The 23,041-nt window shown below is 31.3% G+C and carries 23 protein-coding genes; 11 read left to right on the top strand and 12 right to left on the bottom strand.

Annotated elements, in window-relative coordinates:
• Complete coding sequence (locus NHF47_RS00255) at positions 1-1,233, top strand: exo-beta-N-acetylmuramidase NamZ domain-containing protein (RefSeq protein WP_252763034.1); 1,233 nt, start codon at positions 1-3, stop codon at positions 1,231-1,233.
• A gap of 30 nt (positions 1,234-1,263) precedes the next feature.
• On the opposite strand, the gene NHF47_RS00260 is transcribed toward NHF47_RS00255, so the two are convergent.
• Entirely contained in the window at positions 1,264-1,758 is a 495-nt protein-coding gene (locus NHF47_RS00260; RefSeq protein WP_252763035.1) for a YkgJ family cysteine cluster protein, read from the bottom strand.
• Between the two features lie 91 nt (positions 1,759-1,849).
• Here NHF47_RS00260 and NHF47_RS00265 point away from each other — a divergent pair, with 91 nt between their 5' ends.
• On the top strand, positions 1,850-2,563 hold the full coding sequence (locus NHF47_RS00265) for a bifunctional 2-polyprenyl-6-hydroxyphenol methylase/3-demethylubiquinol 3-O-methyltransferase UbiG (protein WP_252763036.1): 714 nt from the start codon (positions 1,850-1,852) through the stop codon (positions 2,561-2,563).
• 59 nt (positions 2,564-2,622) lie between these two features.
• Here NHF47_RS00265 and NHF47_RS00270 read toward each other — a convergent pair whose 3' ends face one another.
• The gene (locus NHF47_RS00270; protein WP_252763037.1) at positions 2,623-3,024 is read right to left on the bottom strand and encodes a DUF2059 domain-containing protein; all 402 of its coding nucleotides are present in this window, start codon (positions 3,022-3,024) and stop codon (positions 2,623-2,625) included.
• Between the two features lie 17 nt (positions 3,025-3,041).
• Positions 3,042-3,674, bottom strand: a complete 633-nt coding sequence (locus NHF47_RS00275; protein ID WP_252763038.1) for a 7-carboxy-7-deazaguanine synthase QueE — start codon at positions 3,672-3,674, stop codon at positions 3,042-3,044.
• A 150-nt stretch (positions 3,675-3,824) separates the two neighbouring features.
• On the opposite strand from NHF47_RS00275, the gene NHF47_RS00280 reads away from it, so the two are divergent.
• From NHF47_RS00280 to NHF47_RS00300, 5 genes are read left to right on the top strand one after another with little or no spacing between them, the layout of a single operon-like run.
• The gene (locus NHF47_RS00280; RefSeq protein ID WP_252763039.1) at positions 3,825-4,502 is read left to right on the top strand and encodes a hypothetical protein; all 678 of its coding nucleotides are present in this window, start codon (positions 3,825-3,827) and stop codon (positions 4,500-4,502) included.
• Between the two features lie 19 nt (positions 4,503-4,521).
• On the top strand, positions 4,522-5,226 hold the full coding sequence (locus tag NHF47_RS00285) for a hypothetical protein (protein WP_252763040.1): 705 nt from the start codon (positions 4,522-4,524) through the stop codon (positions 5,224-5,226).
• Between the two features lie 60 nt (positions 5,227-5,286).
• Positions 5,287-6,825 (top strand): helicase HerA-like domain-containing protein, encoded by a 1,539-nt coding sequence (locus NHF47_RS00290; RefSeq protein WP_252763041.1) that lies wholly within the window; start codon positions 5,287-5,289, stop codon positions 6,823-6,825.
• 50 nt (positions 6,826-6,875) lie between these two features.
• Positions 6,876-7,181, top strand: coding sequence for a GIY-YIG nuclease family protein (locus NHF47_RS00295; RefSeq protein WP_252763042.1), 306 nt, complete (start codon positions 6,876-6,878; stop codon positions 7,179-7,181).
• Between the two features lie 42 nt (positions 7,182-7,223).
• Positions 7,224-7,589, top strand: coding sequence for a cupin domain-containing protein (locus tag NHF47_RS00300; protein ID WP_252763043.1), 366 nt, complete (start codon positions 7,224-7,226; stop codon positions 7,587-7,589).
• A 74-nt stretch (positions 7,590-7,663) separates the two neighbouring features.
• On the opposite strand, the gene NHF47_RS00305 is transcribed toward NHF47_RS00300, so the two are convergent.
• Genes NHF47_RS00305 through NHF47_RS00315 form a run of 3 tightly spaced genes read right to left on the bottom strand, consistent with a single transcriptional unit; the run spans position 7,664 to position 12,776 of the window.
• Positions 7,664-8,872 carry a hypothetical protein gene (locus NHF47_RS00305; RefSeq protein WP_252763044.1) on the bottom strand — a complete coding sequence of 403 codons (1,209 nt, stop codon included), beginning with the start codon at positions 8,870-8,872 and terminating at the stop codon, positions 7,664-7,666.
• Positions 8,856-11,375 (bottom strand): DUF2339 domain-containing protein, encoded by a 2,520-nt coding sequence (locus NHF47_RS00310; RefSeq protein WP_252763045.1) that lies wholly within the window; start codon positions 11,373-11,375, stop codon positions 8,856-8,858. The genes NHF47_RS00305 and NHF47_RS00310 overlap by 17 nt, the downstream gene beginning before the upstream one ends.
• A gap of 54 nt (positions 11,376-11,429) precedes the next feature.
• The gene (locus NHF47_RS00315) at positions 11,430-12,776 is read right to left on the bottom strand and encodes an NAD(P)/FAD-dependent oxidoreductase (RefSeq protein WP_252763046.1); all 1,347 of its coding nucleotides are present in this window, start codon (positions 12,774-12,776) and stop codon (positions 11,430-11,432) included.
• Between the two features lie 127 nt (positions 12,777-12,903).
• On the opposite strand from NHF47_RS00315, the gene NHF47_RS00320 reads away from it, so the two are divergent.
• Genes NHF47_RS00320 through NHF47_RS00335 form a run of 4 tightly spaced genes read left to right on the top strand, consistent with a single transcriptional unit; the run spans position 12,904 to position 16,577 of the window.
• Entirely contained in the window at positions 12,904-13,551 is a 648-nt protein-coding gene (locus NHF47_RS00320; RefSeq protein ID WP_252763047.1) for a flavin reductase family protein, read from the top strand.
• Positions 13,541-13,684 (top strand): DUF2256 domain-containing protein, encoded by a 144-nt coding sequence (locus tag NHF47_RS00325; RefSeq protein WP_252763048.1) that lies wholly within the window; start codon positions 13,541-13,543, stop codon positions 13,682-13,684. Before NHF47_RS00320 ends, NHF47_RS00325 begins: the two co-directional genes overlap by 11 nt.
• Positions 13,685-13,720: 36 nt before the next feature.
• The gene (locus NHF47_RS00330; protein ID WP_252763049.1) at positions 13,721-15,004 is read left to right on the top strand and encodes a DASH family cryptochrome; all 1,284 of its coding nucleotides are present in this window, start codon (positions 13,721-13,723) and stop codon (positions 15,002-15,004) included.
• Between the two features lie 40 nt (positions 15,005-15,044).
• Positions 15,045-16,577, top strand: a complete 1,533-nt coding sequence (locus NHF47_RS00335) for a cryptochrome/photolyase family protein (RefSeq protein ID WP_252763050.1) — start codon at positions 15,045-15,047, stop codon at positions 16,575-16,577.
• Positions 16,578-16,637: 60 nt separating this feature from the next.
• Here the strand turns inward: NHF47_RS00335 and NHF47_RS00340 are convergent, their stop codons facing one another.
• The 6 genes from NHF47_RS00340 to NHF47_RS00365 form a co-directional block, all read right to left on the bottom strand.
• Positions 16,638-17,018: a YMGG-like glycine zipper-containing protein gene (locus NHF47_RS00340; protein WP_252763051.1), complete on the bottom strand. Its 381-nt coding sequence runs from the start codon at positions 17,016-17,018 to the stop codon at positions 16,638-16,640.
• Positions 17,019-17,124: 106 nt separating this feature from the next.
• Positions 17,125-18,207, bottom strand: a complete 1,083-nt coding sequence (locus NHF47_RS00345) for an agmatinase family protein (protein ID WP_252763052.1) — start codon at positions 18,205-18,207, stop codon at positions 17,125-17,127.
• Positions 18,208-18,280: 73 nt separating this feature from the next.
• Positions 18,281-18,631: a four helix bundle protein gene (locus NHF47_RS00350; RefSeq protein WP_252763053.1), complete on the bottom strand. Its 351-nt coding sequence runs from the start codon at positions 18,629-18,631 to the stop codon at positions 18,281-18,283.
• A 48-nt stretch (positions 18,632-18,679) separates the two neighbouring features.
• A complete protein-coding gene (kynU, locus tag NHF47_RS00355) occupies positions 18,680-19,969 on the bottom strand; it encodes a kynureninase (protein WP_252763054.1) in 1,290 nt (429 codons plus the stop codon).
• A gap of 197 nt (positions 19,970-20,166) precedes the next feature.
• Positions 20,167-21,216, bottom strand: a complete 1,050-nt coding sequence (gene queA / locus NHF47_RS00360; protein WP_252763055.1) for a tRNA preQ1(34) S-adenosylmethionine ribosyltransferase-isomerase QueA — start codon at positions 21,214-21,216, stop codon at positions 20,167-20,169.
• Between the two features lie 162 nt (positions 21,217-21,378).
• A complete protein-coding gene (locus tag NHF47_RS00365; protein ID WP_252763056.1) occupies positions 21,379-22,899 on the bottom strand; it encodes a LamG-like jellyroll fold domain-containing protein in 1,521 nt (506 codons plus the stop codon).
• Positions 22,900-23,041: the final 142 nt, after the last annotated feature.

The raw sequence follows: 23,041 nt of genomic DNA on the forward strand, positions 1-23,041 counted from the left end.
ATGCTTAGTAAATTGGTCTTCAAAAATACATTTTTATTCTTGGTTTTATTTATTTTTTCTTGTGGAAATTCTGTTAAAAAAACAGAAGTTGGTCAAAAAGAATTTAAACATACAATTCCAAATAAAAAACTATGGTCTCAAGGAATAAAGACTGGAGCCGATAATTATGCGGTGTACCTACCCTTGTTAGAGAATAAAAAAATAGGAATTGTAACCAACCAAACTGGAATTTTAAGTGATGGCACGCACTTAGTTGACTTTTTATTGTCTAAAAAAATCAATGTAAGAAAAATATTTGCTCCAGAACATGGTTTTAGAGGCACTGCAGATGCGGGTGAAACTATAAAAAACGACAAAGACGTTACGACAGGCTTACCTATTATTTCTTTGTATGGAGCGAATAAGAAACCAAAAGCAGAACAACTAAACGATATTGATGTTTTAGTTTTTGACTTACAAGATGTAGGCGCTCGTTTTTATACTTACATTTCTACACTGCACTACATTATGGAAGCTTGTGCTGAGAATAAGGTTTTAGTAATGGTTTTAGACAGACCCAATCCTAATGGAAATATTGTAGATGGACCTACATTAGAGAAAGAAAACCATAGTTTTGTAGGGATGCATACTATTCCTGTTTTACACGGTATGACCATTGGTGAATATGCACAAATGATAAATGGTGAAAAATGGTTAAAGGAAGGAATTCAATGTGCTTTACAAATTATTCCTTGTTTAAATTATACTAAAAACTTATCGTATGATTTACCCATTAAACCTTCTCCCAATTTACCTAATGCAAAAGCAATTAATTTATATGCAAGTTTGTGTTTTTTTGAAGGTACGAATGTGAGTGTTGGACGTGGAACAAGCAATCAATTTCAAATTTATGGTTCACCTTACTTACCAAAAAGTAACTATAGTTTTACACCTAAACCTAATGAAGGTGCTAAAGATCCTTTATATAATGGTGTATTATGTTATGGCGAAGATTTAACAAAAGTTACTAAAGTAAATCAACTTGAATTAAAGTGGTTGATTAAGGCTTATAAAGGAACTTCTGATAAATCAAAATTTTTTAATACATTCTTCACTAAACTTGCGGGAACTAAAAAATTACAAGAGCAAATTGAAAAAGGTATGTTAGAAGCAGAAATTAGGGCTTCTTGGCAAGAAGGATTAAGGCAATTTAAAGAAATGAGAAAACCGTATTTACTTTACGTTGAGAACTAGCAAAAAAAACTTATTAACTTATATATATATTCATAAAGGTAGTTTCTCTTTCATTTTTTCCACGATATTAAAAGCTGCAGGACAAATAGCCACATTTTTCAAAGTTAAATTGGAGATTTGTTGGAACTTTTTTCGATCTGTATGAGGAAACTCTCGACAGGCTTTTGGTCGAACATCATAAATAAAACATTTATTATCTTGATTTAAAAATGTACAAGGTACATTTTGCAACACATAATCATTATCCTCATCAACACGTAAGTATTGGGCTATAAATTGTTGTGGTTTTTGTCTAAAGAATTTAGAGATTCGTTCAATATCGGCAGTAGTAAACAAAGGTCCTGTCGTTTTGCAACAATTGGCACACTCCAAACAATCAGTTTTTTTAAATTCAGCATCATGCAAATCTTGCATAACATAATCTAAATTTTTTGGTGTTTTCTTTTTTAGCTTATCGAAATACTTTTTGTTTTCGTTATGCTTATCTTTGGCTTGTTTTTGAAGCTGTTCAAGTTGGTTTAACATGGTTTACTAAAGTTTACAATTGTCTTTTACCAAAAGTTAAGCAAATTTAAACCTTTACACTCTTATATTTTTAAACTCCTAAACTTTTTTTATGAAAGATCTTTTTGGCAAAGCTATTTTAGATTATCAAACGAATAATAATCCTGAGCCTATTATCACCGAAACTTCTATTAGTGATACAGACGAAATGGATGTGGGTTATTTGTTTCGAGATTTTAAGGCAATGCCTAAATTAGAACAAAAAGCACTACAATTGGCAAAAGGAAAAATATTAGATGTGGGCTGTGGAGCTGGAAGTCATGCATTATATCTTCAAAAAAAAGGATATGATGTAACGGGTATTGACATTTCACCAAATGCCATAAAAACCTGTGCCTTAAGAGGCTTACAAAAGGCTTATATCAAAAACATATTGGATTTAGATGCTTTTAATGAAGAAAACAAATACGACACTATTTTATTATTAATGAATGGTACCGGAATTTTTGGTACACTAGTACAAATTGCGAAACACTTAAAACAATTAAAATTTTTATTAAAACCAAACGGACAAATTTTAATTGATTCTTCAGATATCATTTACATGTTCGATCAAGATGAAGATGGTGCTTACGAAGTCCCTGCTACTGGTTATTATGGTGAATTGACATTTATCTTACAATATAAAAATGAAACTGAAGATCCATTTCCTTGGCTCTATCTCGATTATAACACATTACAAAATGCTTGTTATGCCAATGGATTACAATGTGAACTAATTATGGAAGGTAACCATTTTGATTATTTAGCCAGAATCACTTTATAAAAGTATAAAAAAACCCAAATTTTAAATTTGGGTTTTACTTTATTGTGGTAACTTGATACTTATTGCATGTATTTCATCATCATTCCTTGTAATTCCATTCCCCATTCCTGAGAAGCAGCCATGTTTTTCTTAGTCAACTCACTCGCTTTTTCTGCTATTTTTTTCCCAACTGGTGAATTGTAGAATTCCAACATTTTTTTGATATCATTGTGTGTATACACTTCCATATATACTTTTGCCATTTTATCATACAAAGCAGGTAAAGATGCATCAAAATCTTTTGAAAACTCAGCTCTTTTACTTTCTGGAATATTGTTCATTACTTGTTCTTTTGCAATTTCCATTTGTGCAGCAGAACCAGATGCTTTTAATACTTTTAATACATCTGCTTTAAAAGCATCTTGTGCGCTTGCAAACTGAGCTGCTAATACAACAACTAATGTTACTAAGATTTTTTTCATTTTGTTTATTAAATTTATTAAGGTATATTCAAATATTTATGCGTTTGTAATGAAATTCTCCACTTTGGATTATTCATCACATAATCGATAATCAAAGGGGTCATTTCTTCTTTTTTACTCCATTCAGGTTGTAAAAATAAAATAGCATTTTTATTTACTTTAGCTGCTTGTTCTTCTGCGAATTGAAAATCATGCTTATTGTAGATAATTACCTTTAATTCATTAGCAATATCATAAGCACTTTGCACAGGTAATTTCATTTTTTTTGGTGACAAACAAAACCAATCCCAACTACCACTTACGGGATAAGCTCCAGAAGTTTCTATATGTACCTGTAAACCAGATGCTTTTAACTGAGATGTAATATAGGTCATGTCCCAAGTTAATGGTTCACCTCCTGTAATCACAACTGTTTCAGCATATTTTTTTGCATTTGCAACAATAACATCGGTAGCTGTTGGAGGATGTAAATCGGCATTCCAACTTTCTTTAACATCACACCAATGGCAACCTACATCACAACCTCCAATTCGTATAAAATAGGCAGCTCTTCCCGTATGGTAGCCTTCTCCTTGAATGGTGTAAAACTCCTCCATTAAAGGTAACATTTCTCCTTTATCAACTGCCAATTGTATTTCTTTCTGTAACATTTCTAATAAAAATAGTTTGCAAAGGTAATGAAAACTAATCTAAAAGCATTCTTTTTTTAAACACTTAATAATCAACCATTTTAACAATTGAATAACTCCATAATTAACAAGAAAAAACTATATTTGCACTGCTATTAACATTTTACTGATATGAAAACCTTATTTGCGTTTTTGCTAATAGGCTATACTTGTTTTAGTCAAGTTGGCATTGGCACTAATACACCCAATCCAAATTCTTTATTAGAAATCTCGAGCACCGATAAAGTATTTGTCCCTCCAAGAATGACTAACTCTCAAATGTTAGCAATTACAAACCCTCTTATAGGTTCCATTGTGTACAACACTACTTTTAATGCTATTTATATTTACAATTCACTAGGATGGAAAAATGCTTCCGACACCGATAATTCGAGTTTGATTTGTAAAAAAAATGGAGGATCACTTACCACATCAATAAACACCTACTACAATTTTCCACTAAATCATCATCATGTACAGACCCAAAACCCTATTACCTATGAGATCCTCTCTAGTGGAAAAATTAGGGTTAAAGAAAATGGCATTTACATGATTGGTGCACAACTATCTGTAAACAATATGCCAAGCGGCAAGAAAGGGTATTCACTTGCTATATTTAAAAATGGAGTTCTATTAGGACTTCTTAACAAAAACGAAAGTGAACAGACAATAACAGATTATTGGGGAACTAGTGGTATGATGACATTTAACCTAAGTATAAACGATGAAATCGAAATTAAATATCTCATTAATTATAATGCAAATCTAAGTTTGGTTTTTGCTGCTTTCAGCTTTGTTAAAATAAATTAATTATAAACTCATTCACATCATGATAAAAAAAATTACTGCTACCTTATTAACCTTTACATGTTCTTTTATAATAAATGCTCAAGTAGGCATTGGAACAACTTCACCAAGCCCATCATCTTTATTAGAATTAAATAGTACAACTCAAACTTTTGTACCTCCAAGAATGACCAATTCACAAATGCAAGCCATCTCGAATCCTCTAATTGGCTCAGTCATCTATAATACCTCTGACGATGCTTTGTATATGAGAACTAATTTAGGTTGGGAAAATATTTCCAGAACTTCCAATCCAACCATTTCTTTAAATAAAAATTTTCCAGGTTCTGACACAGTTATTGCTACTCAAACCAATACGTATGCTAATTTTCCTTTAAATTCAACTGATGTTATTGCGAACACAAGTTCCGTTTATACGGTAACTGGAAACGGTCAAATTACTATTAATGAATCGGGAACTTATTTAATGAATGCTGCTTTTTCAGTTGAAAATGTACCAAGTGGCACAAGAAAATTTGTAATTGGTATTTATAAAAATGGAACATTAGTAGGTTATCCTACAAGAGGAACAATTGTTTTAAGTGCTGAAGACACATGGGGTTCATCTGGAACATTAGTCGAGAATTTCTCAGTAGGTGATGTCGTTACTTTTAAATATGTTTTAAATAATAATGGTACTCCATTAGACGCTTTAAATTTTAACATTGGTATAACCAAATTGAAATAAGACAATAAAATCTTCTGCAAAAGTATTTTTTATTATTTTTGAGTTGAAAATTCAAAAACAATGAGCAGAACAGAAGATTTTAGCAAACATATAGTTGATGGTTATACTTGTAAAGGAGATTTTATTACGCTTGGTGGTGCCATTTTAGATGGGGAACCCGTTGCCAATACGCATGTAACTATTCCTTTGAAAACCCTAAATCGTCATGGTTTAATCGCTGGTGCAACTGGAACGGGTAAAACCAAAACCATACAGGTTTTATCAGAACAGCTCTCACAAAATGGAATTCCAGTTTTAATGATGGATATTAAAGGTGATTTTTCCGGAATTGCTGTTCCAGGAGAAGAAAAAGCTTTTATAACCGAAAGACATGCTAAAATCACATTGCCGTATGAAACCAAAGGCTTTCCTGTAGAACTCATGACAATTTCGGAGCAAAATGGCGTACGATTACGTGCCACTGTTTCAGAATTTGGTCCGGTTTTATTTTCGCGCATTTTAGATTTAAACGATACGCAATCAGGAGTTGTATCGGTTATCTTTAAATATTGTGACGACAGACAAATTCCACTTTTAGATTTAAAAGATTTTAAAAAAGCACTTCAATATTCTACTGAAGAAGGAAAAGAAGAGTTTGAAAAAGAATATGGACGTATTTCCACTTCCTCCACGGGTTCTATTTTAAGAAAAATCATTGAATTGGAACAACAAGGAGCCGAACTCTTTTTTGGAGAAAAATCTTTTGAAGTTGATGATTTAATGCGCATTGATCAAAATGGGAATGGGTATATTAATATTATTCGTTTGACAGATATTCAAGATCGACCTAAACTTTTTTCTACCTTTATGTTGAGCTTACTGGCTGAAATTTATAATACGATGCCAGAACAAGGTGATGCTGGAAGACCTGAGTTGGTTATTTTTATAGATGAAGCGCATTTGATTTTTGATCAAGCAAGTAAAGCTTTACTCGATCAAATTGAAACCATTGTAAAGTTGATTCGTTCCAAAGGCATTGGCGTTTATTTTATAACACAAAATCCTATGGATGTTCCCAGTAGTGTATTGGCTCAATTGGGGTTAAAAATCCAGCATGCTTTACGTGCTTTTACCGCAAATGATAGAAAAGCTATCAAAGAAACCTCTCAAAATTATCCTATCTCGGAATATTACAAAACAGATGAAGTGCTTACTTCATTAGGAATTGGAGAAGCCTTCGTAACCGCTTTAAATGAAAAAGGAATACCAACACCACTTGCGGCAACTATGCTACGCGCTCCTATGAGTCGAATGGACGTTTTAACAGAAACCGAAATTAATGAATGCATTGCAAAGTCTAAACTAACTAGAAAATACAATGAAGTCATTGATCGAGAAAGTGCTTATGAAATTCTAGGCAAAAAAATGGAAGAAGCACAAGCCATAGCTGAAAAAGAAGCTGCTCAGAAAGAAAAAGAAAAAGAAGCTAAAAAAGCGGCTTCTTCTAGAAGAAGTTCTTCTACAACAAACACTGTTACCAAAGGAGTGGTAAAAGTATTAACAAGTGCTACATTCATTAGAGGAGCCATGGGTGTTTTAATGAAAATGCTGAAGAAGTAATAATTAGTCATTGCGAGGAACGAAGCAATCTAAAACTAAACTTCACACAAATGAAACCTGGATTCGTATATATAGTTACCAATAAAAACAATACCACTTTATACATCGGAGTTACAAGTAATTTACCAAAAAGGATTTTGGAACACATAGAAAAACGATATGAAAATTCATTTTCTTCTAGATATAATTTGAATAAATTAGTTTATTACGAGCAATTTCAGCAGATTGGAGATGCTATTGCAAGAGAAAAACAACTTAAAGCTGGTTCAAGAGCTACAAAAATAGGCTTAATAGAAAAAGCGAATCCTAAATGGAATGATTTATTTAGCGAAATTGAAAATATAATGATTGTTTAATTATAATGAGGAGATTGCTTCGTCCCTCGCAATGACATCAGAATGAAAAAATACACCCTACAAAAAAAACCGTTTGTAGTTCCTACTACAGATGGCAAGTTAATTGAAGAACATCACGGTATTGTTGCGACCAATAATCCTGCTATTTCTATAGCACACATGATTGCACCACCGGGCTGGAGCGAACCTTTTCAAACTCCAGAATTTGAAGAATACACTTATATTATTTCAGGAAAAAAACAATTCATCATTGAAGGTGAAACCCTAATTTTAGAAGCGGGTCAATCCATAAAAATTGAAGCGAATACAAGAGTCCAATATTCCAATCCATTTGAATTGCCTTGTGAATACCTTGCCATTTGCAAACCAGCATTTGATTTTCAGAAAGTGCATCGAGAAAAGAGTTAGTTTATTTTCTACTTTAAGTTGTACGTTAAAATTGTTAATTTAAGTTTGAATTTGACATTGATATTGCCATGTATTTATTCATTCTTCATGTCTTTCAACAAACCTAAAGCAAAATAAACTACAATTCCTATTCCTAAAACAATACAAATCCACATAAATAGATTCGTTTGCCAAAAAGACTTTCCTTTTATGTGTTTCTCTTTTTCAATTTTGTAAAAATTAGTTATAGTTGCTTTAGGCATTCCAACAGTAAAACTTTCCATAAAATTAACCAAATCATATATTGGTTTTGAATAAGTGGAATCGATAACTACTTCATACTTCTCATTGGCTTTTAATCTTGAAATAATAGTAATCGGTTTTTGAAACAATTGAATGTTTTGGATTTCCAATGGCTGATTGTCCTTATTTTCAATTTCAATAGTGAATTCTTTTTCATTCAAATTACTAACTCTAATTTTTGAATCCATTTTTGAATTCAAAAGGAATGAACTCAAAAGACCATCTCTTATAGTAGTTGATTTCTTGTTTTTTATTTCTTTTTTTATAGTGATTCTAGCTTCTCTAGCATATAATTCAGTTGCAATTGCAAAAGAAATAGCATCAATTTGATACTTCTTTTGTGCAGAAAACACAATTTGAGTTACTTTTCTTTCTTTATCTTCTATTATTTTATAAGTAAAAGCATTGACTTCAATTAGCTCATCAGGTAAAAATTGGTTTTCATTAATCCCTATAGCTTGAATATTAATGGGAAGAGATTTTTTATCATTAAATTCAATTCGTAAATAAGGATAATCATTAACAGGAAAATAAATGGTCTTTTCTAAATCAATTCCTTTAGTTGCAACCAAATCTTTTAAAGTTTCATTTGCTACTAATCCAAACCATTCTTCTTGATCATAACTGCCACTTACTTGATATTGTTTTGTTAAAGCTGCATTAGCAATTTTCAGATTTAATTGATTGATTTTTTTCCCTGTTTCATTTTGAATTACAATAGCAGTAATCGAATCTTTTATACTGTTCTTGGAAAGAATTTTAAACGAAATATAGTTCTCTAATTCTCCTTTAAAATTTGAAATCACATAAGGGACTTCCTTTTTGTTTGTATCTAAAATTCGTAAGAAGGCAAGATTTTCATTGGCAACTGCACGTATTTCTGATGACAATTGTATTTGATGGAAACCATCTTCCTGAATATTTTTAATTTCGGCTTTATAATTTTGGGACCAACCCCAAAAAGTAACAAATAAAAGTACCAAACTAATCCACTTTTTCATCTGCATTTGATTTTGGTTGCTCATCGACTACTAATTTTTTGATTTTCTGATATACAAAAGAAATAATTAAAATTAAAACACCTAAAAGAATAAAGGCAATGATTTTACCTGTTTCAGAAACATTTTTAATATCATAAATAAATAATTTCAGAATGGTTATTCCTAATAATGAAAGCGCAATAACACGCAAGTTTTTCCATTGTCTTTTAATACCAATAATTAAAAACACAAAGGAAAACAAGCCCCATAAAATAGGGTAACCAATTTTTATAATTTGTCGTTTTATTTTTTCTAAATCTCCTTTCACGGAATATTCCCTTTGATATTGCACTTCATAGGCATCTGTAATGCCTCTTTTAGTTATATCTGCATTAATTGTTTTTATATCTACCTGCTGTGTTGCAGAAAAATGCAAACCATGAACCAACACTTCATTACTTAAGATATAAACCGTTGCAAATACAAACAACCAAGGCATTATTTTATGTTGTAAAACAGTCGCTTTAGATTGTGATTTCGCCAATTTAAATAACTGGACTCCGAAATAAACCAAGCATCCCAAAATAATATAATGAAAGTAAAATGCATATTTAGAAGTGGTATTCAAAGCAAAATTCTGCACCAGTTCATTATTCGGTAAGCTATAAAAATTAATTATATAAGTTACTATGGAAAATACGCTAATGAGCAATACTACTTTTTGAAAAAATATTTTTTTAAATCGGTCAACCAAAAACAATAAAATGGTTACAAAAACAAAATGATACGTTACTGGAAATGATAACGCAGAAGCAGGGTTGAGAAAAAACTTACTCGATTGATAATTTACTTCTAAAAATCCTGTAAAATAAGTTACCCCTATGGCTACTACAAAAACTAGCTTTTTATAAAAAGAAATAGAAAATAAAGCGACTTTAGCTTTCTCTTCTTCTACTTCTTTTTGAAGTATTGTATACGTTAAGAAAAAAGAAATACTTACAACAAAACCAGACATAAATAATGCGTTTAAAATAATAGCATAGTTCGTCTCATAGTAATCATATTTAATCCAATCTAAAAACAAGCTTATTATGGTTAATACTTGTACCGCAAAAGCTCCCGTCTTAAAATACGCAATTTTTGATTTCTGAGATAACCAAAACAATAACACTGCTTCAGCTGCCCAAAATATCGTAATCTGATTACCTTCAAATTGAATAGGTATCGTTAAAGTAACAAAAGTTAGTGCTAAGCCAATTAATAAATAGACTGCATTTTTATCTAAACCAAATTTCTTATATAAAATAGCAGCATATACTAAGTTATAAACAGCTAATAATACCGTGAAAAGGCCTTTGAAATTGATCCCCCAATTATGGATTATTCCCATACCTATACCAAAAAAGAAAAAAGTATTCAGAATTAAAATAAAATATTCAATTAAAGAGAAAGTACCCTTTTTCCTAATGTTATTGACTACCAAAGTAACACTAAAAATAAAGTAAAACAAAGTGGCAAAAGCCAGCGCACCCTGGTGAGGTAATTTATTATCAAATAATTCTCTAATGTACCATGATAAAAACAATAAAGTTGTAAATACAAAGGATAAAACTGTAACTACATTCCATTTTTTAAAATAAGCAATACCTAAAATACCACAGTTCAAAATGGCGATATAGGTAAACAATACCACATAATTACCCGAACCCGTACTAACCATAAAAGGAACTGCAAAACCTCCTATTAAAGACAAAACGGCTAATTCCTGACGATTGTAAAACACAGAAACCAAAGCACTAAATGCTGTAATTACAACCATAATTATAAAAGCAACCGTTTGACTGAACAAATGATAATCATGAAAGGCAATAGAAATGGTAAAATAAAAGATACTTATTGCTCCTGCGACTAGTACGGAACTAAAAGCAGCATAATTTTTCCTTAGCTTATTTGCTATAAACATCACTAAAGAACCTGCCAAAACACCAATGCCTACTCTTGCTGGTTCGTTAATCCAGTCTTTATCAATAGCAAATTTCACAAAAAAGCTTATTCCTAAAACAAGAATTAAAATTCCAATTTTATTTATAAGGTTTTCACCAATAAATTTTTCTAAATCTGGATTATTCTCTTTAAAGGCTTCATACCATGATTTCTTAGGAACCAAAGGTGTTTTAGTAGTAGGTGCTTTTTCAGAAATGGGTTTTGCTTCAATTTTGGCAACAATCTCAATTGGTTTCTCTGCAACTGGTTTTATGGTTTCTGGTTCTGTTTTTTTAGGAACAACTTCAATTGGTTTTTCAACGACTACAGATGAAACTACTTTTTCTTTATCAATAGATTCTTGCGTTGTTTCTTTCACTTGCTGTTGTCCAAAAGTCCTAGTATCTATTTCTTTTTTGAAGTCATTGAATTTTTCATGTAATCTATAAATAGAATTTTGTAATTCTTTATGCTTCGAATTCAAGTTTGATAAAACAATCAACAACAACACTAAAACAATTAAAAGTAAAGTCTCTACCATACATTAATGATTATATTCTCTCAAATGTAATCTTTATTTCTGGAAGCAAAAAAATTAATTTTGTTCTAATAACGCTAAGATATGTTGCTCAATAGGTTCAGTTTCCCAAATTTGTTCAATGTTATCAATAGCTAAAATTTCCTGCATGATTGCATCTTGTTTGTCACCAATAGCTAATGCTTCTGAATACGGTTGATGACTGAAGGTAACCATACTATATAAAGGTACCCACTTATCAGGATGTTTTTCAGAAAACCATCTTTCAATTTTTTTCTGTAGGATAAAGTTTGGATCAGCTGTTTTGGTACTCATCTCAATAAAATTTCGATACGATAATTCTGCTATAGCATCTGTATCTGGTTTACGAGAATTTTCATAATCGTTCAAGAGGTTCGCCCAATCATCACCATATTTCGACATCATTTCTGTTAGCACCGTAATATCTTCGAAACCTGCATTCATACCATGTCCATAAAAAGGCACAATCGCATGGCAAGCATCTCCTATTAAAGCCACTTTATCAGCATATGTCCAAGGATAACATTTCATAGTTACCAAATAAGAGGTTGGATTTTTGAAGAAATCTTCTACCAAATTCGGAATTACCTCTTTGGTATCTGGAAAATGCTGTGCAAAGAAACGTACAAGGTCTTGTTCATTTTTCAAGGAAGCAAAAGAATTGTCTCCATCATGTGGCATAAATAAGGTACAAGTAAAAGTTCCGTCTAAATTGGCTAAAGCCATCAACATAAATTGTCCTCTAGGCCAAATATGTAAAGAATGTTTGTCTAACTTGTGTGTTCCATCAGGATTAGCCGGAATGTGTAATTCTTTATAACCTAGTTGTAAAAATTCTTGTGAATAGTTAAACATACTTTGTCGTTGCATGCGATGTCTTATTCTTGAAAAAGCGCCATCAGCACCAAAAACTAAATCATGTTTTATTTCAGTCCATTCTCCTCTTTCTTCCTGACCTGTATGTAGGGTTGCTGTTGATAAAGTTACATCCCAAATCTTACTTTCAAAATTAAAATTAATTCCTTCAGCTACTGCTAAGTCAACCATCTTTTTATTTAATAAGCCTCGAGATAAAGAATAAATTACTTCTCCATCTTTACCATAAGATTGATAGGTTAAGGTATCCTGTCCCGTATGAATACAACGTTTATCCACTGGAATACCAATCTTAATAATTTCTTGATCTAAATTTACTTCCTTTAACGCTCGTAAACCTCTATCAGATAATACTAAATTTATGGAACGACCTGTAAAATTTATTTTTCTGATATCTGGACTTCTATCATAAACATCAACAGTGTGTCCTGCTCTTTTTAAATATATGGCTAAAAGTGAACCGACTAAACCAGCACCTACTACAGCAATTTCTTTGGGATTCTGCATTTTAAACTATTTCTTCTTACAAAAATAAGTAATAAAAAAAGAAGGTAGCTATGAGAACCCTTACTTTTTTTAAAAAGAAAATATTTTTGTTTAATAATTTACTATTTTTGTTAAACAAAAATAAATTATGAAAAAAATCACTAAAAAGGATTTAGAAGACTTCGATAAAATTGCTCGCTTAAATTTAATAAACAGCATTACGGGTTATAAATCAGCCAACTTAATTGGAACTGTTTCAAAAAAAGGCATTCTTAATCTTGCCATTTTTAGTAGTATAACACATCTAGGAAGTGATCCTGCTTTATTAGGTTTTATTGTTAGACCAACTATTGTTCCAAGAAACACCTATGCAAACATTAAAGAAACAGGCTCTTTTACGGTTAATGCAGTTACTGAAAGTCTAATTCAAAAAGCACATCAAACCGCTGCCAATTATCCTGAAATAATTTCAGAATTTGAGGTTACACAAATTGCATCCGAGTTCATAGAAAATATAGACCAACCTTTTGTAAAAGAAAGTCCGGTTAAATTATGGTGTAAATATGTAAATGAATATCCTATTATTGAAAATGACTGTATTCTTATAATTGCCTCTATTGAAGCGATATACCTTGATGAAAATCTTATACAAAAAGACAAATGGGTACATTTAGAAAAAGGAAAAATTGTAACGATTAATGGTTTAGATGGTTATTGTTTACCAAGACTCTTAGATCGTTTTGAATATGCTCGTCCAAACACTATTGCCCAATCTTTACTTAAAAATGGCTCATAAAAAAATAAACTTACCTCAAAAAAAATGCAAAACCTGTGGACTTTCTTTTTCTTGGAGAAAAAAATGGGAGAAAAATTGGGAGGAAGTAGTGTATTGTAGTGAAAAATGTAGAAGAAATAAAAAGAACTTATAAAAGTTATTTAATAAGAAGCAACTTCAAAATATACATATGAAAAATAATTTAGTATGGTTTAGAAATGATTTACGAGTAGCGGATAATCTCTCCTTACTTAAAGCTATTCAAAACTCAAAAACATGTATTGGTGTGTATTGTTTTGACCCAAGACATTTTGCAATTACAAACTATGGTTTTAAAAAAACAGAAAAGTTTCGAGCACAATTTCTTATTGAAACCGTAGCTGAATTAAAAGAAAATTTAAAAAAGAAAAATATTTCTTTATTCGTTTATCAGGAAAAACCAGAAGATATAATTCCTAAATTAGTTGAAGAACATCAAATTGACAGCATTTACACTCAAAAAGAATGGACCGATGAAGAAAGCGAAATCAATCAAAATTTGAAAACGCAACTTAAAAAAGTAGATTTTATAGAAAGTTATGACCAATTCTTATTTCATCCAGAAAACATTCCTTTTGAAATAGCCACAATTCCAAAAATATTTACAGCTTTTCGAAAAAAATGCGAAAAAGAAGGCTCCATTTCAGCAACAATTTCAATAGAAAAACAACAACAGGATAATTTTATTCCAAACAATACTACCATACCAACTTTAGAAGAGTTAGGTTTTCAAACATTTGAAAAACATCCGAATACAGCATTTCCATTTAAAGGTGGCGAAAATCAAGCCTTACTACGTTTAGAAAATTATTTTTGGGAAACCCAAAATCTATCGCAATACAAACAAACCCGAAACGGATTAATTGGAACTGATTATAGTTCGAAGTTTTCACCTTGGTTAGCCAATGGCAGCCTTTCAGCCAAAACTATTTATTGGAAAATTAAAGAATATGAGAGTACCATAGGTGCTAATGAAGATACCTATTGGTTATTCTTTGAACTTCTTTGGCGCGATTATTTTAAATATATTTCCTTACAACAAGGCTCCAAAATATTCCAATTAAAAGGTGTTTTAAATAAAGAATACCATTGGAACACTAATTCAAAAGCTTTTAACCAGTGGATTTCAGGACAAACTAACGAACCCTTTGTGAATGCCAATATGATAGAACTTGCAGCAACGGGTTTTATGAGCAATCGAGGACGGCAAAACGTAGCAAGTTTTTGGGCAAAAGAATGGCAACAAGATTGGAGAATAGGTGCTGCTTATTTTGAAAGCATGCTTATAGATTATGATGTGCATTCAAATTATGGCAATTGGATGTACACTTCTGGGGTGGGAAATGATCCTAGAGATCGAAAATTCAATATTCAAAGACAAGCGGAACTTTATGATCCAAAAGGTGACTATCAAAAACTGTGGTTGAATCTATAAAAGGAAACTGGACAAGAATTATAACTGATAAACTCTAAGCATGAAAAAACTGCGACTTATTTTAGGGGACCAATTGAATGCAAAACATTCTTGGTTCAAAGAAAAAGATGAAAACACTATTTATCTGATGGCAGAAATGCGTCAGGAAACCGATTATGTCAAACACCATATTCAAAAAGTAGTAGCATTTTTTCTGTCCATGCGAAATTTTGCGGAAGCCATTGAAAAAGCAGGGCATCAAATTGTCTATTTTACTATTTCAGACCCAAAAAACCTTCAAAATTTGGAAAAAATAATTGCACAAGTTATTGAAGAAAAACAAATTGAAAAATTCGAATACCAGTTACCTGATGAATTTCGATTAGACCAACAACTGAAAGAAATTTGTAAAAATTTAAAAATTACATCTGAAACTTTTGATACGGAACATTTTTACACTACACGATCTGAATTAACCACATTCTTTGAAGGGAAAAAAATCCTTTTGATGGAAAATTTTTATCGCATGATGCGTAAGAAACATCATATTTTAGTTACCAATGAACAACCTATTGGCGGAAAATGGAATTATGACCATAAAAATAGAAATAAATACAATGAAGAAGTTACGATTCCAAAACCCTTATTATATCCTAAAGATGCAACCAAACTGGTTGAAGAAATTGAAAAAACGGGCGTAAAAACGTTTGGCTCCATTAATCTAACTAATTTCCCTTGGCCAACCAACAGAAAAGAAAGTCTTTCTTTATTGACCTATTTTTGTGAAAATCTTTTGGAACATTTTGGAGCATTTCAAGATGCTTTGTATAGTAACGATTCGTTTCTTTTTCATTCTCGTTTATCATTTGCTATGAATTCGAAAATGATATCTCCAAAAGAAGTAATTGAAACGGTAGTTTCCTATTATGAAAAAAATAAAAATACAATTGACATTGCTCAAATAGAAGGCTTTGTAAGACAAATTATAGGCTGGAGAGAATATGTAAGAGGTATTTATTGGAAAGAAATGCCTAAATATGCTACTTTAAATACATTAGAAAACTACAATAAACTACCCGATTTTTATTGGACAGGGAAAACCAAAATGAAATGCATGCAACATAGTTTAAATCAAAGTTTAAACGAAGCCTATGCGCATCACATTCAAAGGCTAATGGTAATTGGCAATTTTTCTTTACTCACTCAGTTGCATCCTGATGCAGTAGACGCATGGTATTTAGGTGTTTACATTGACGCCATTGAATGGGTAGAAATGCCCAATACAAGAGGTATGAGTCAGTATGCGGATGGTGGTATTTTAGCAACAAAACCTTATGTTTCCTCAGGAAGTTATATCCATAAAATGAGTAATTATTGCAAAAATTGTCATTATAAAGTAAAAGAAAAAATAGGCAACAAGGCTTGTCCGTTCAACAGTTTGTATTGGAATTTTTTAGATGATAAAAAAGAATTTTTTAAAAATAATCAAAGAATGGGAATGATGTTAGCGCTACTTGAAAAAATAAAACCAGAAGAATTATTCAAAATTAAAGAAAAAGCACAAGACATTATTGAAAACCCAGATGCTTATTAAACGAAAAAAGAGTTGAAAAAAATTCCCAACTCTTTTTTACCAACCTAACCTAAACTATAACTATTCTTTCTTTTTCTTTTCATCTATGATGGCACCAGTTCCTGCACCCACACCAGCACCTGCTAAACCACCGATAATGGCACCAGTACCTTTTTTATCACTTACAATAGCACCTGTTGCAGCACCAACTCCAGCACCAATTAAAGCTCCTTTTGCGGCATTACTCATTCCTTTTCGTTCTGGTGCTGCTTGTGTATTATCTACATATATCACTTCTTTTTGTCTTGCTGCAACAAGTTCCATCGAATCGATAACACGTTGTTTTTCTTGAGCAACTTGTATTGAATCTAAAACTTCTTGTTTTGCTAATTCCATTTCAGTATCTGTTTGCTTACATGAAACCATTGAAATTAATCCTATAACTATCATTAACTTTTTCATAATTCTGATCTTTAAATTAACAATTCAAAATTACACGCAAAAGCTATGATTCGTTTTACATTATTTTTTTAAAAGTTTATATTTAAACAATATTTAAAGAAAAATCTTACTTTTTAAACACTATTTTTTCTCCAACCTCCATTTTTTGTGATTTGGCAAACGCACCACACATTTGGAACAACATTCTTGCACCTACATTTCCATCCCAATCATTTTCTCCTGGTGCTACTTCTACTAAATCAAAACCAATAATTTCTTTGCCCGATTCTACTAATCTGTTTAACAGATAAACTGCTTGCTCATAGGTTAATCCACCAGGAACTGGCGTCCCAGTGTTAGGACAATATAAAGCATCCATCGCATCGATATCAAAAGAAACACAAACTTTTCTTGGTAAAGAATTAATAATGGTGTCGCACAAATGTTGCCAAGTGTTGCCCTCAAACAATTGTTTTTTCAAATCTAAATCGGTGTGTACCAATACTCTTCCGTTTTCTTTTTGGACTACCTCTACTTCTTGTTCACAGAAATCGCGAATACCAACTTGCACAATTTTACTGATTTGTGGCAATTGCAACGCATTATACATAATAGAAGCATGCGAATAGGTAAATCCTTCATAAGCAATTCGCAAATCCATATGCGCATCTAAATGCAAAATACCAAAACTTTCGTATTTGGATGCCAAAGCTTCATAATAACCTAAAGGTGTAGAATGATCTCCTCCTAACAGGACTACTTTTTTCCCTTTGTCCATCCAATATTGTACGCGCTCTTTTACTTCCGTATGCAAGTCTCTACATACTTTATTGATTTTATCTAAATCGGATTGCAACGCTGGAAAAGTAGCTACATCTTCACCATTTTCTAAAGCTTCAATAATTGGCTGTGCCAAACCTTTGTATTTTTCAGAATTTTTTGCCCAATGCTCTGGAACTTCATCCATATAAATCCCTAATTTCCATAAATCTGGAAAATCTTGATGCAATAAATCCACTTGAAAAGAAGCATCTAAGATTGCATCTGGACCTTCAGATGCTCCTGCTCCATAACTCACAGTAACTTCCCAAGGCACAGGAATTACAATAATTTCACTTTGCTCTGCTGAAAAAGGCAACCCAAAAATGGTTGCATCCGCTAATCCTGGTTGACTAGGATCAAAATTCTCTATAATTTGTTGTTTTGTCATTTTTGATTTTTAGATTATTTGATTTTTAGATTATTTGATTTTTGGAAATCAATTTGAACTCTAAAGAATGTTATTATTTTAATGTTGATTTAAATTTTGAAGTCATTTGTATAATCTTATTCAATTCATTTAATAGCGTAATTGAAGTTTCTTTATTAATTAAATCTAAATCAGTAGCAATTAAAAGTTGTGTTTCGATTTCATAACATGAACCGATGGCAATTTCAAGAAATCTAGAAAAATCTTTATTAGAATTTCTAGAGCAACCCTCAGAAATATTTGAAGGTACAGAAACTGAAGCACGTCTTAACTGGCTTACCAAACCAAATTTTTCAGATTCTGGAAAATTAGACGTTTGTTCATAGATTGAAACACAAAACTTTCTACTTAATTTCCAAATTTCCAAATCTTTGTATCTGTGCATATTTTAATTATGTAAGTTTTTGAAACTTCTAATTATCTATTAATCGAACTATCTAATTATCCCTTCTTTTAATATTTGTCCAAATTCATACATGTCTTCGAAAGAAGAATACAAAGGAACAGGAGCTAATCGAATTACATTTGGTTCCCTCCAGTCAGTGATAACACCATTTTTCATTAAATACTCAAATAAAGCTCTTCCTTGTCCGTGTAAATAAACCGATAATTGACAAGCTCTTTCATTGGGATTACTAGGAGTGATAATTTCAAATTCTGTCCCTTCAATTTCTGCATCAATTTCGTGAAGAATGAATTCTAAATAACTCGTTATTAGGTCTCTTTTTTTAATTAATTTGGGCATACCAATTTCAGCAAACATATGTACAGAAGCCAAATATGGAGCCAATGTTAGCACGGGTAAATTACTAATTTGCCATCCATCTGCACTACGAGCTGGATCAAAATTAGGTTCCATTAAAAATCGACGTTCCTTATTATGTCCCCACCAACCTGCAAAACGAGATAAAGTGGTATCATTATGATGTTTTTCATGAATAAAATAACCAGAAGCGTTTCCAGGTCCAGAATTCATGTATTTATAACTACACCAAGCGGCAAAATCCACATTCCAATCGTGTAATTTTAGTTCAATATTTCCTGCAGCATGCGCTAAATCCCAACCTACAAAAGCACCCACTTTATGTCCAGCTTCTGTAATGGTTTTCATATCAAAAACTTGACCCGTATAATAATTAACCCCACCAATTAAGACCAAAGCCAATTCTTCTCCGACTTCCTCAATTTTAGAAAGTACATCTTCTATTCTAATATTATGTTCTCCTTCTCTTCGTTTGATTTCAACAATGGCTTCTTTTGGATCAAATCCAATACTCTTCGCATGGAAAGCTACTTGTGATTGAAACATATATTGATCGGAAGGAAATGCTTTTTCTTCACAAATTATTTTAAATTTTTTTGATGAAGGTTGGTAAAAAGAGACCATCAACAAATGAAGATTTACAGTTAATGTATTCATTACACCCACTTCTGTAGGTTTTGCACCTACAATTTCGCTTAACGGTTGACAGAAACGTTCTTGGTAATCCCACCAAGGTTTGTCTGCATAAAAATGGCCTTCTACAGCTAGGCTTCCCCAATCTTGCATCACCTCTTCTACATATTTTTTAGCTGCTTTAGATTGCAATCCAAGGGAATTCCCAGTAAAATAAATGACATCTTTTCCGTTAACTTGTGGAAAAATAAATTCTTCTCTATATTTCGCTAATTCGTCTTGACGATCTAACTCTTGAGCAAATTCTCTCGTATTTTGAAAATTCATTGTGTTTGTATTTGCACGTAAAAGTATTGAAAAGTTTAAAGGTTTGAAAGTTTTTATAAAAGTTAAAATTCGAATTTATGCTAACAACAACTTATTGTATACATAAAGTTTGTCTTTTAAAAAACAATTTGAAATCTCACCTAAATAAAAAATCTCACCATTTCTGATGAGATTTATTTATTTTGAATTAATTCTAATTACAAAATCAACATAGCATCTCCATAAGAGTAAAACTTATACTTTTGCTCAATCGCTTCTGCATAGGCTTTTTTCATTAAATCATGGCCGCAAAATGCAGAAACCATCATCAATAAAGTTGATTTTGGCGTATGAAAATTCGTTACCATACAATCAGCAATACTAAAATCATAGGGAGGATAAATAAACTTATTCGTCCAACCTACATATGGATTTAAAGTTCTTTGAGAAGAAACCGAACTTTCCATCGCACGCATAGAAGTTGTTCCAATACAACAAACTTTCTTCTTTGAAGTTTTTGCTTTATTTACGATATCACAAGCTTCCTGACTGATAATCATTTCTTCTGAATCCATTTTGTGTTTCGATAAATCTTCCACTTCAACTGGATTAAAAGTACCTAAACCAACATGTAAGGTAACTTCTGCAAAATTAATTCCTTTAATTTCTAAACGTTTTAATAAATGCTTAGAAAAGTGTAATCCAGCAGTTGGAGCAGCTACAGCACCTTCCTCTTTTGCATAAATCGTTTGGTAACGTTCTGCATCTTCAGGAGTAACTTCTCTATTAATATATTTAGGAATTGGAGTTTCTCCAAGTTCAACTAATTTTTCTCTGAATTCTTCATAAGATCCATCATATAAAAAGCGTAACGTTCTTCCTCTAGAAGTTGTATTATCAATTACTTCAGCAACTAGAGAATCATCATCACCAAAATACAATTTATTACCAATTCTAATTTTACGAGCTGGATCAACCAATACGTCCCATAAACGTTGCTCTGCATTAAGCTCTCTTAATAAAAATACTTCAATACGTGCACCTGTTTTTTCCTTATTACCATATAAACGAGCAGGAAAAACTTTCGTATTATTTAATACCATTACATCACCATCATCGAAATAATCGATAATATCTTTAAACATCTTATGCTCAATTGTTCCTGTCTTACGATTAACAACCATCAAACGAGATTCATCTCTATTCTCTGCTGGGAATTCAGCTAATAACTCTTCAGGTAAATTAAAATTGAAATGTGATAACTTCATAGTTAAATTTTAAATTTAAGATTTTAGAAATCAGATTTTTTCTGAAATCAAAACGGGTGCAAATATACGATTGTGAAATAGGGGTTGTCAAGTAAAATGAGATTTATTTTTAACTAACCTCTATTTACCTAACAACCCCTAAGGATTTATTTTAAAAAAAACTTACTTTTTAATGATTTTTTTTGTTATAACTGCATTGTTTTCATCTTGAATTCTTACCATATAAATTGCAGAAACTAAACTTGATACATTGATTTGATTTTGATCTGACTCAAGTATTTTTTGACCTTGTATAGTATAAACCTCAACTGATTTCAAATTCGTTTGTAAATCAACATTTAATATATCTTGAACAGGGTTTGGATACATTTTAATAGCTACTTCATCATGATTAAAATCGTTTGCTGATAACGTATTATTAGTATATAAGTTTGTGATTTGTGTGTCAGATAAAACGTAATTATAAATTTTTAAATCATCTATAGCACCATTAAAATTTAATTCACCTCCTACTCCAACACCTAATTTAAATATATCGTTGTTGTTTAATGTGTTTAAGTTTAAATTAAAAGCATTTAGAACAACACCATTTTTATAAATTTTTGCTTCATTGCCATCGTAAGTATACGTAAAATGATACCATACACCAGTAGTATTGGCACTTAAACCTGCAAAATTATTATTAAAACCAAAAAACTCAACTCTATCACTTCTAAAAGAACCTCCACAAGCATTACTATTTGATGATTGTCCATAAGAAAAAGTCATATTATAAGGACTTTGCATACTATTTACTTTAGCCCAAAAAGAAATTGTACGAGCTGTATTACTATAAGGTAAATTAATAATTGTTGCTGATGTCCCTGTGTTATTAATATTTAATGCTCCATTTGAATTACCATGTCGATCCATTACAAAAGAAGTTCCTGAATTATTTGAAAAAGGACTATTCCCATTAATATTATTATACGTGTTATCAAATGAATATTCAGCAATAGTACTATTAGAGGGAGGAATTCCATCAATATAAATTTGAGAAACTTCTGAAGCACTTAATTCTCTATTATAAATTAATAAATCATCCATAGCACCAATAAAATGAGAAGCTGTAGGACTATTCAGTAAACTTCCCAAATAAAATTGAGTATTAAATGTATTTAGACCAATATTCCCTTGGTTTATTAATACTCCATTAACATAAATTTTAGCAACTGTATTTGAATTATTATATGTAATTACTAGATGCTTCCAATTATCTTCAACAACTGAAGAACTTGCTGCAACATTTGAAGAATAAGTAAAGTTATAAATTGTTGTTGAGTTAAATGAAGCACCATAAATTTGACTTCCTGAACCCGTCCCATAAGTAAAAATAATATTGTCGGAATTTACCACAGTTGGTTTTATCCAAATACTAATACTTCTACTTTCATTCACTGTTGGTAAATTTGTTAAATTAGTATAAATAAGCTGTCCATAAGATTTCGCTATAGCCTTATTAGTATTACCAAAACGATTGCTTGTGTAAGAAATAGTTGAATTGGAAGTAAATGTTTCAGTACCTGCTTCGCTAGTAGGGGAATTATCAAATTTAAAATTATAAATCAGTCCAGATGTTGGAACTTGAGCATTCAAGGCACTGTAAAACAGTACAATTAAAAAAGAAAATAATTTTGTTCTCATACTTGTGTTTTTTAAATTTTTGGTAAAATTAGGAGTATGATACTGCATAAAATGAAGAAGTTAACCAAACAGCAGTTTGAGTTAACGAATGAAAGCACCACGTAAAAATGATAGGTTGCTTAACTGAAATACGAATTTCATT

The organism is Flavobacterium sp. NRK F7 (assembly GCF_024054195.1).
GTDB lineage: Bacteria > Bacteroidota > Bacteroidia > Flavobacteriales > Flavobacteriaceae > Flavobacterium.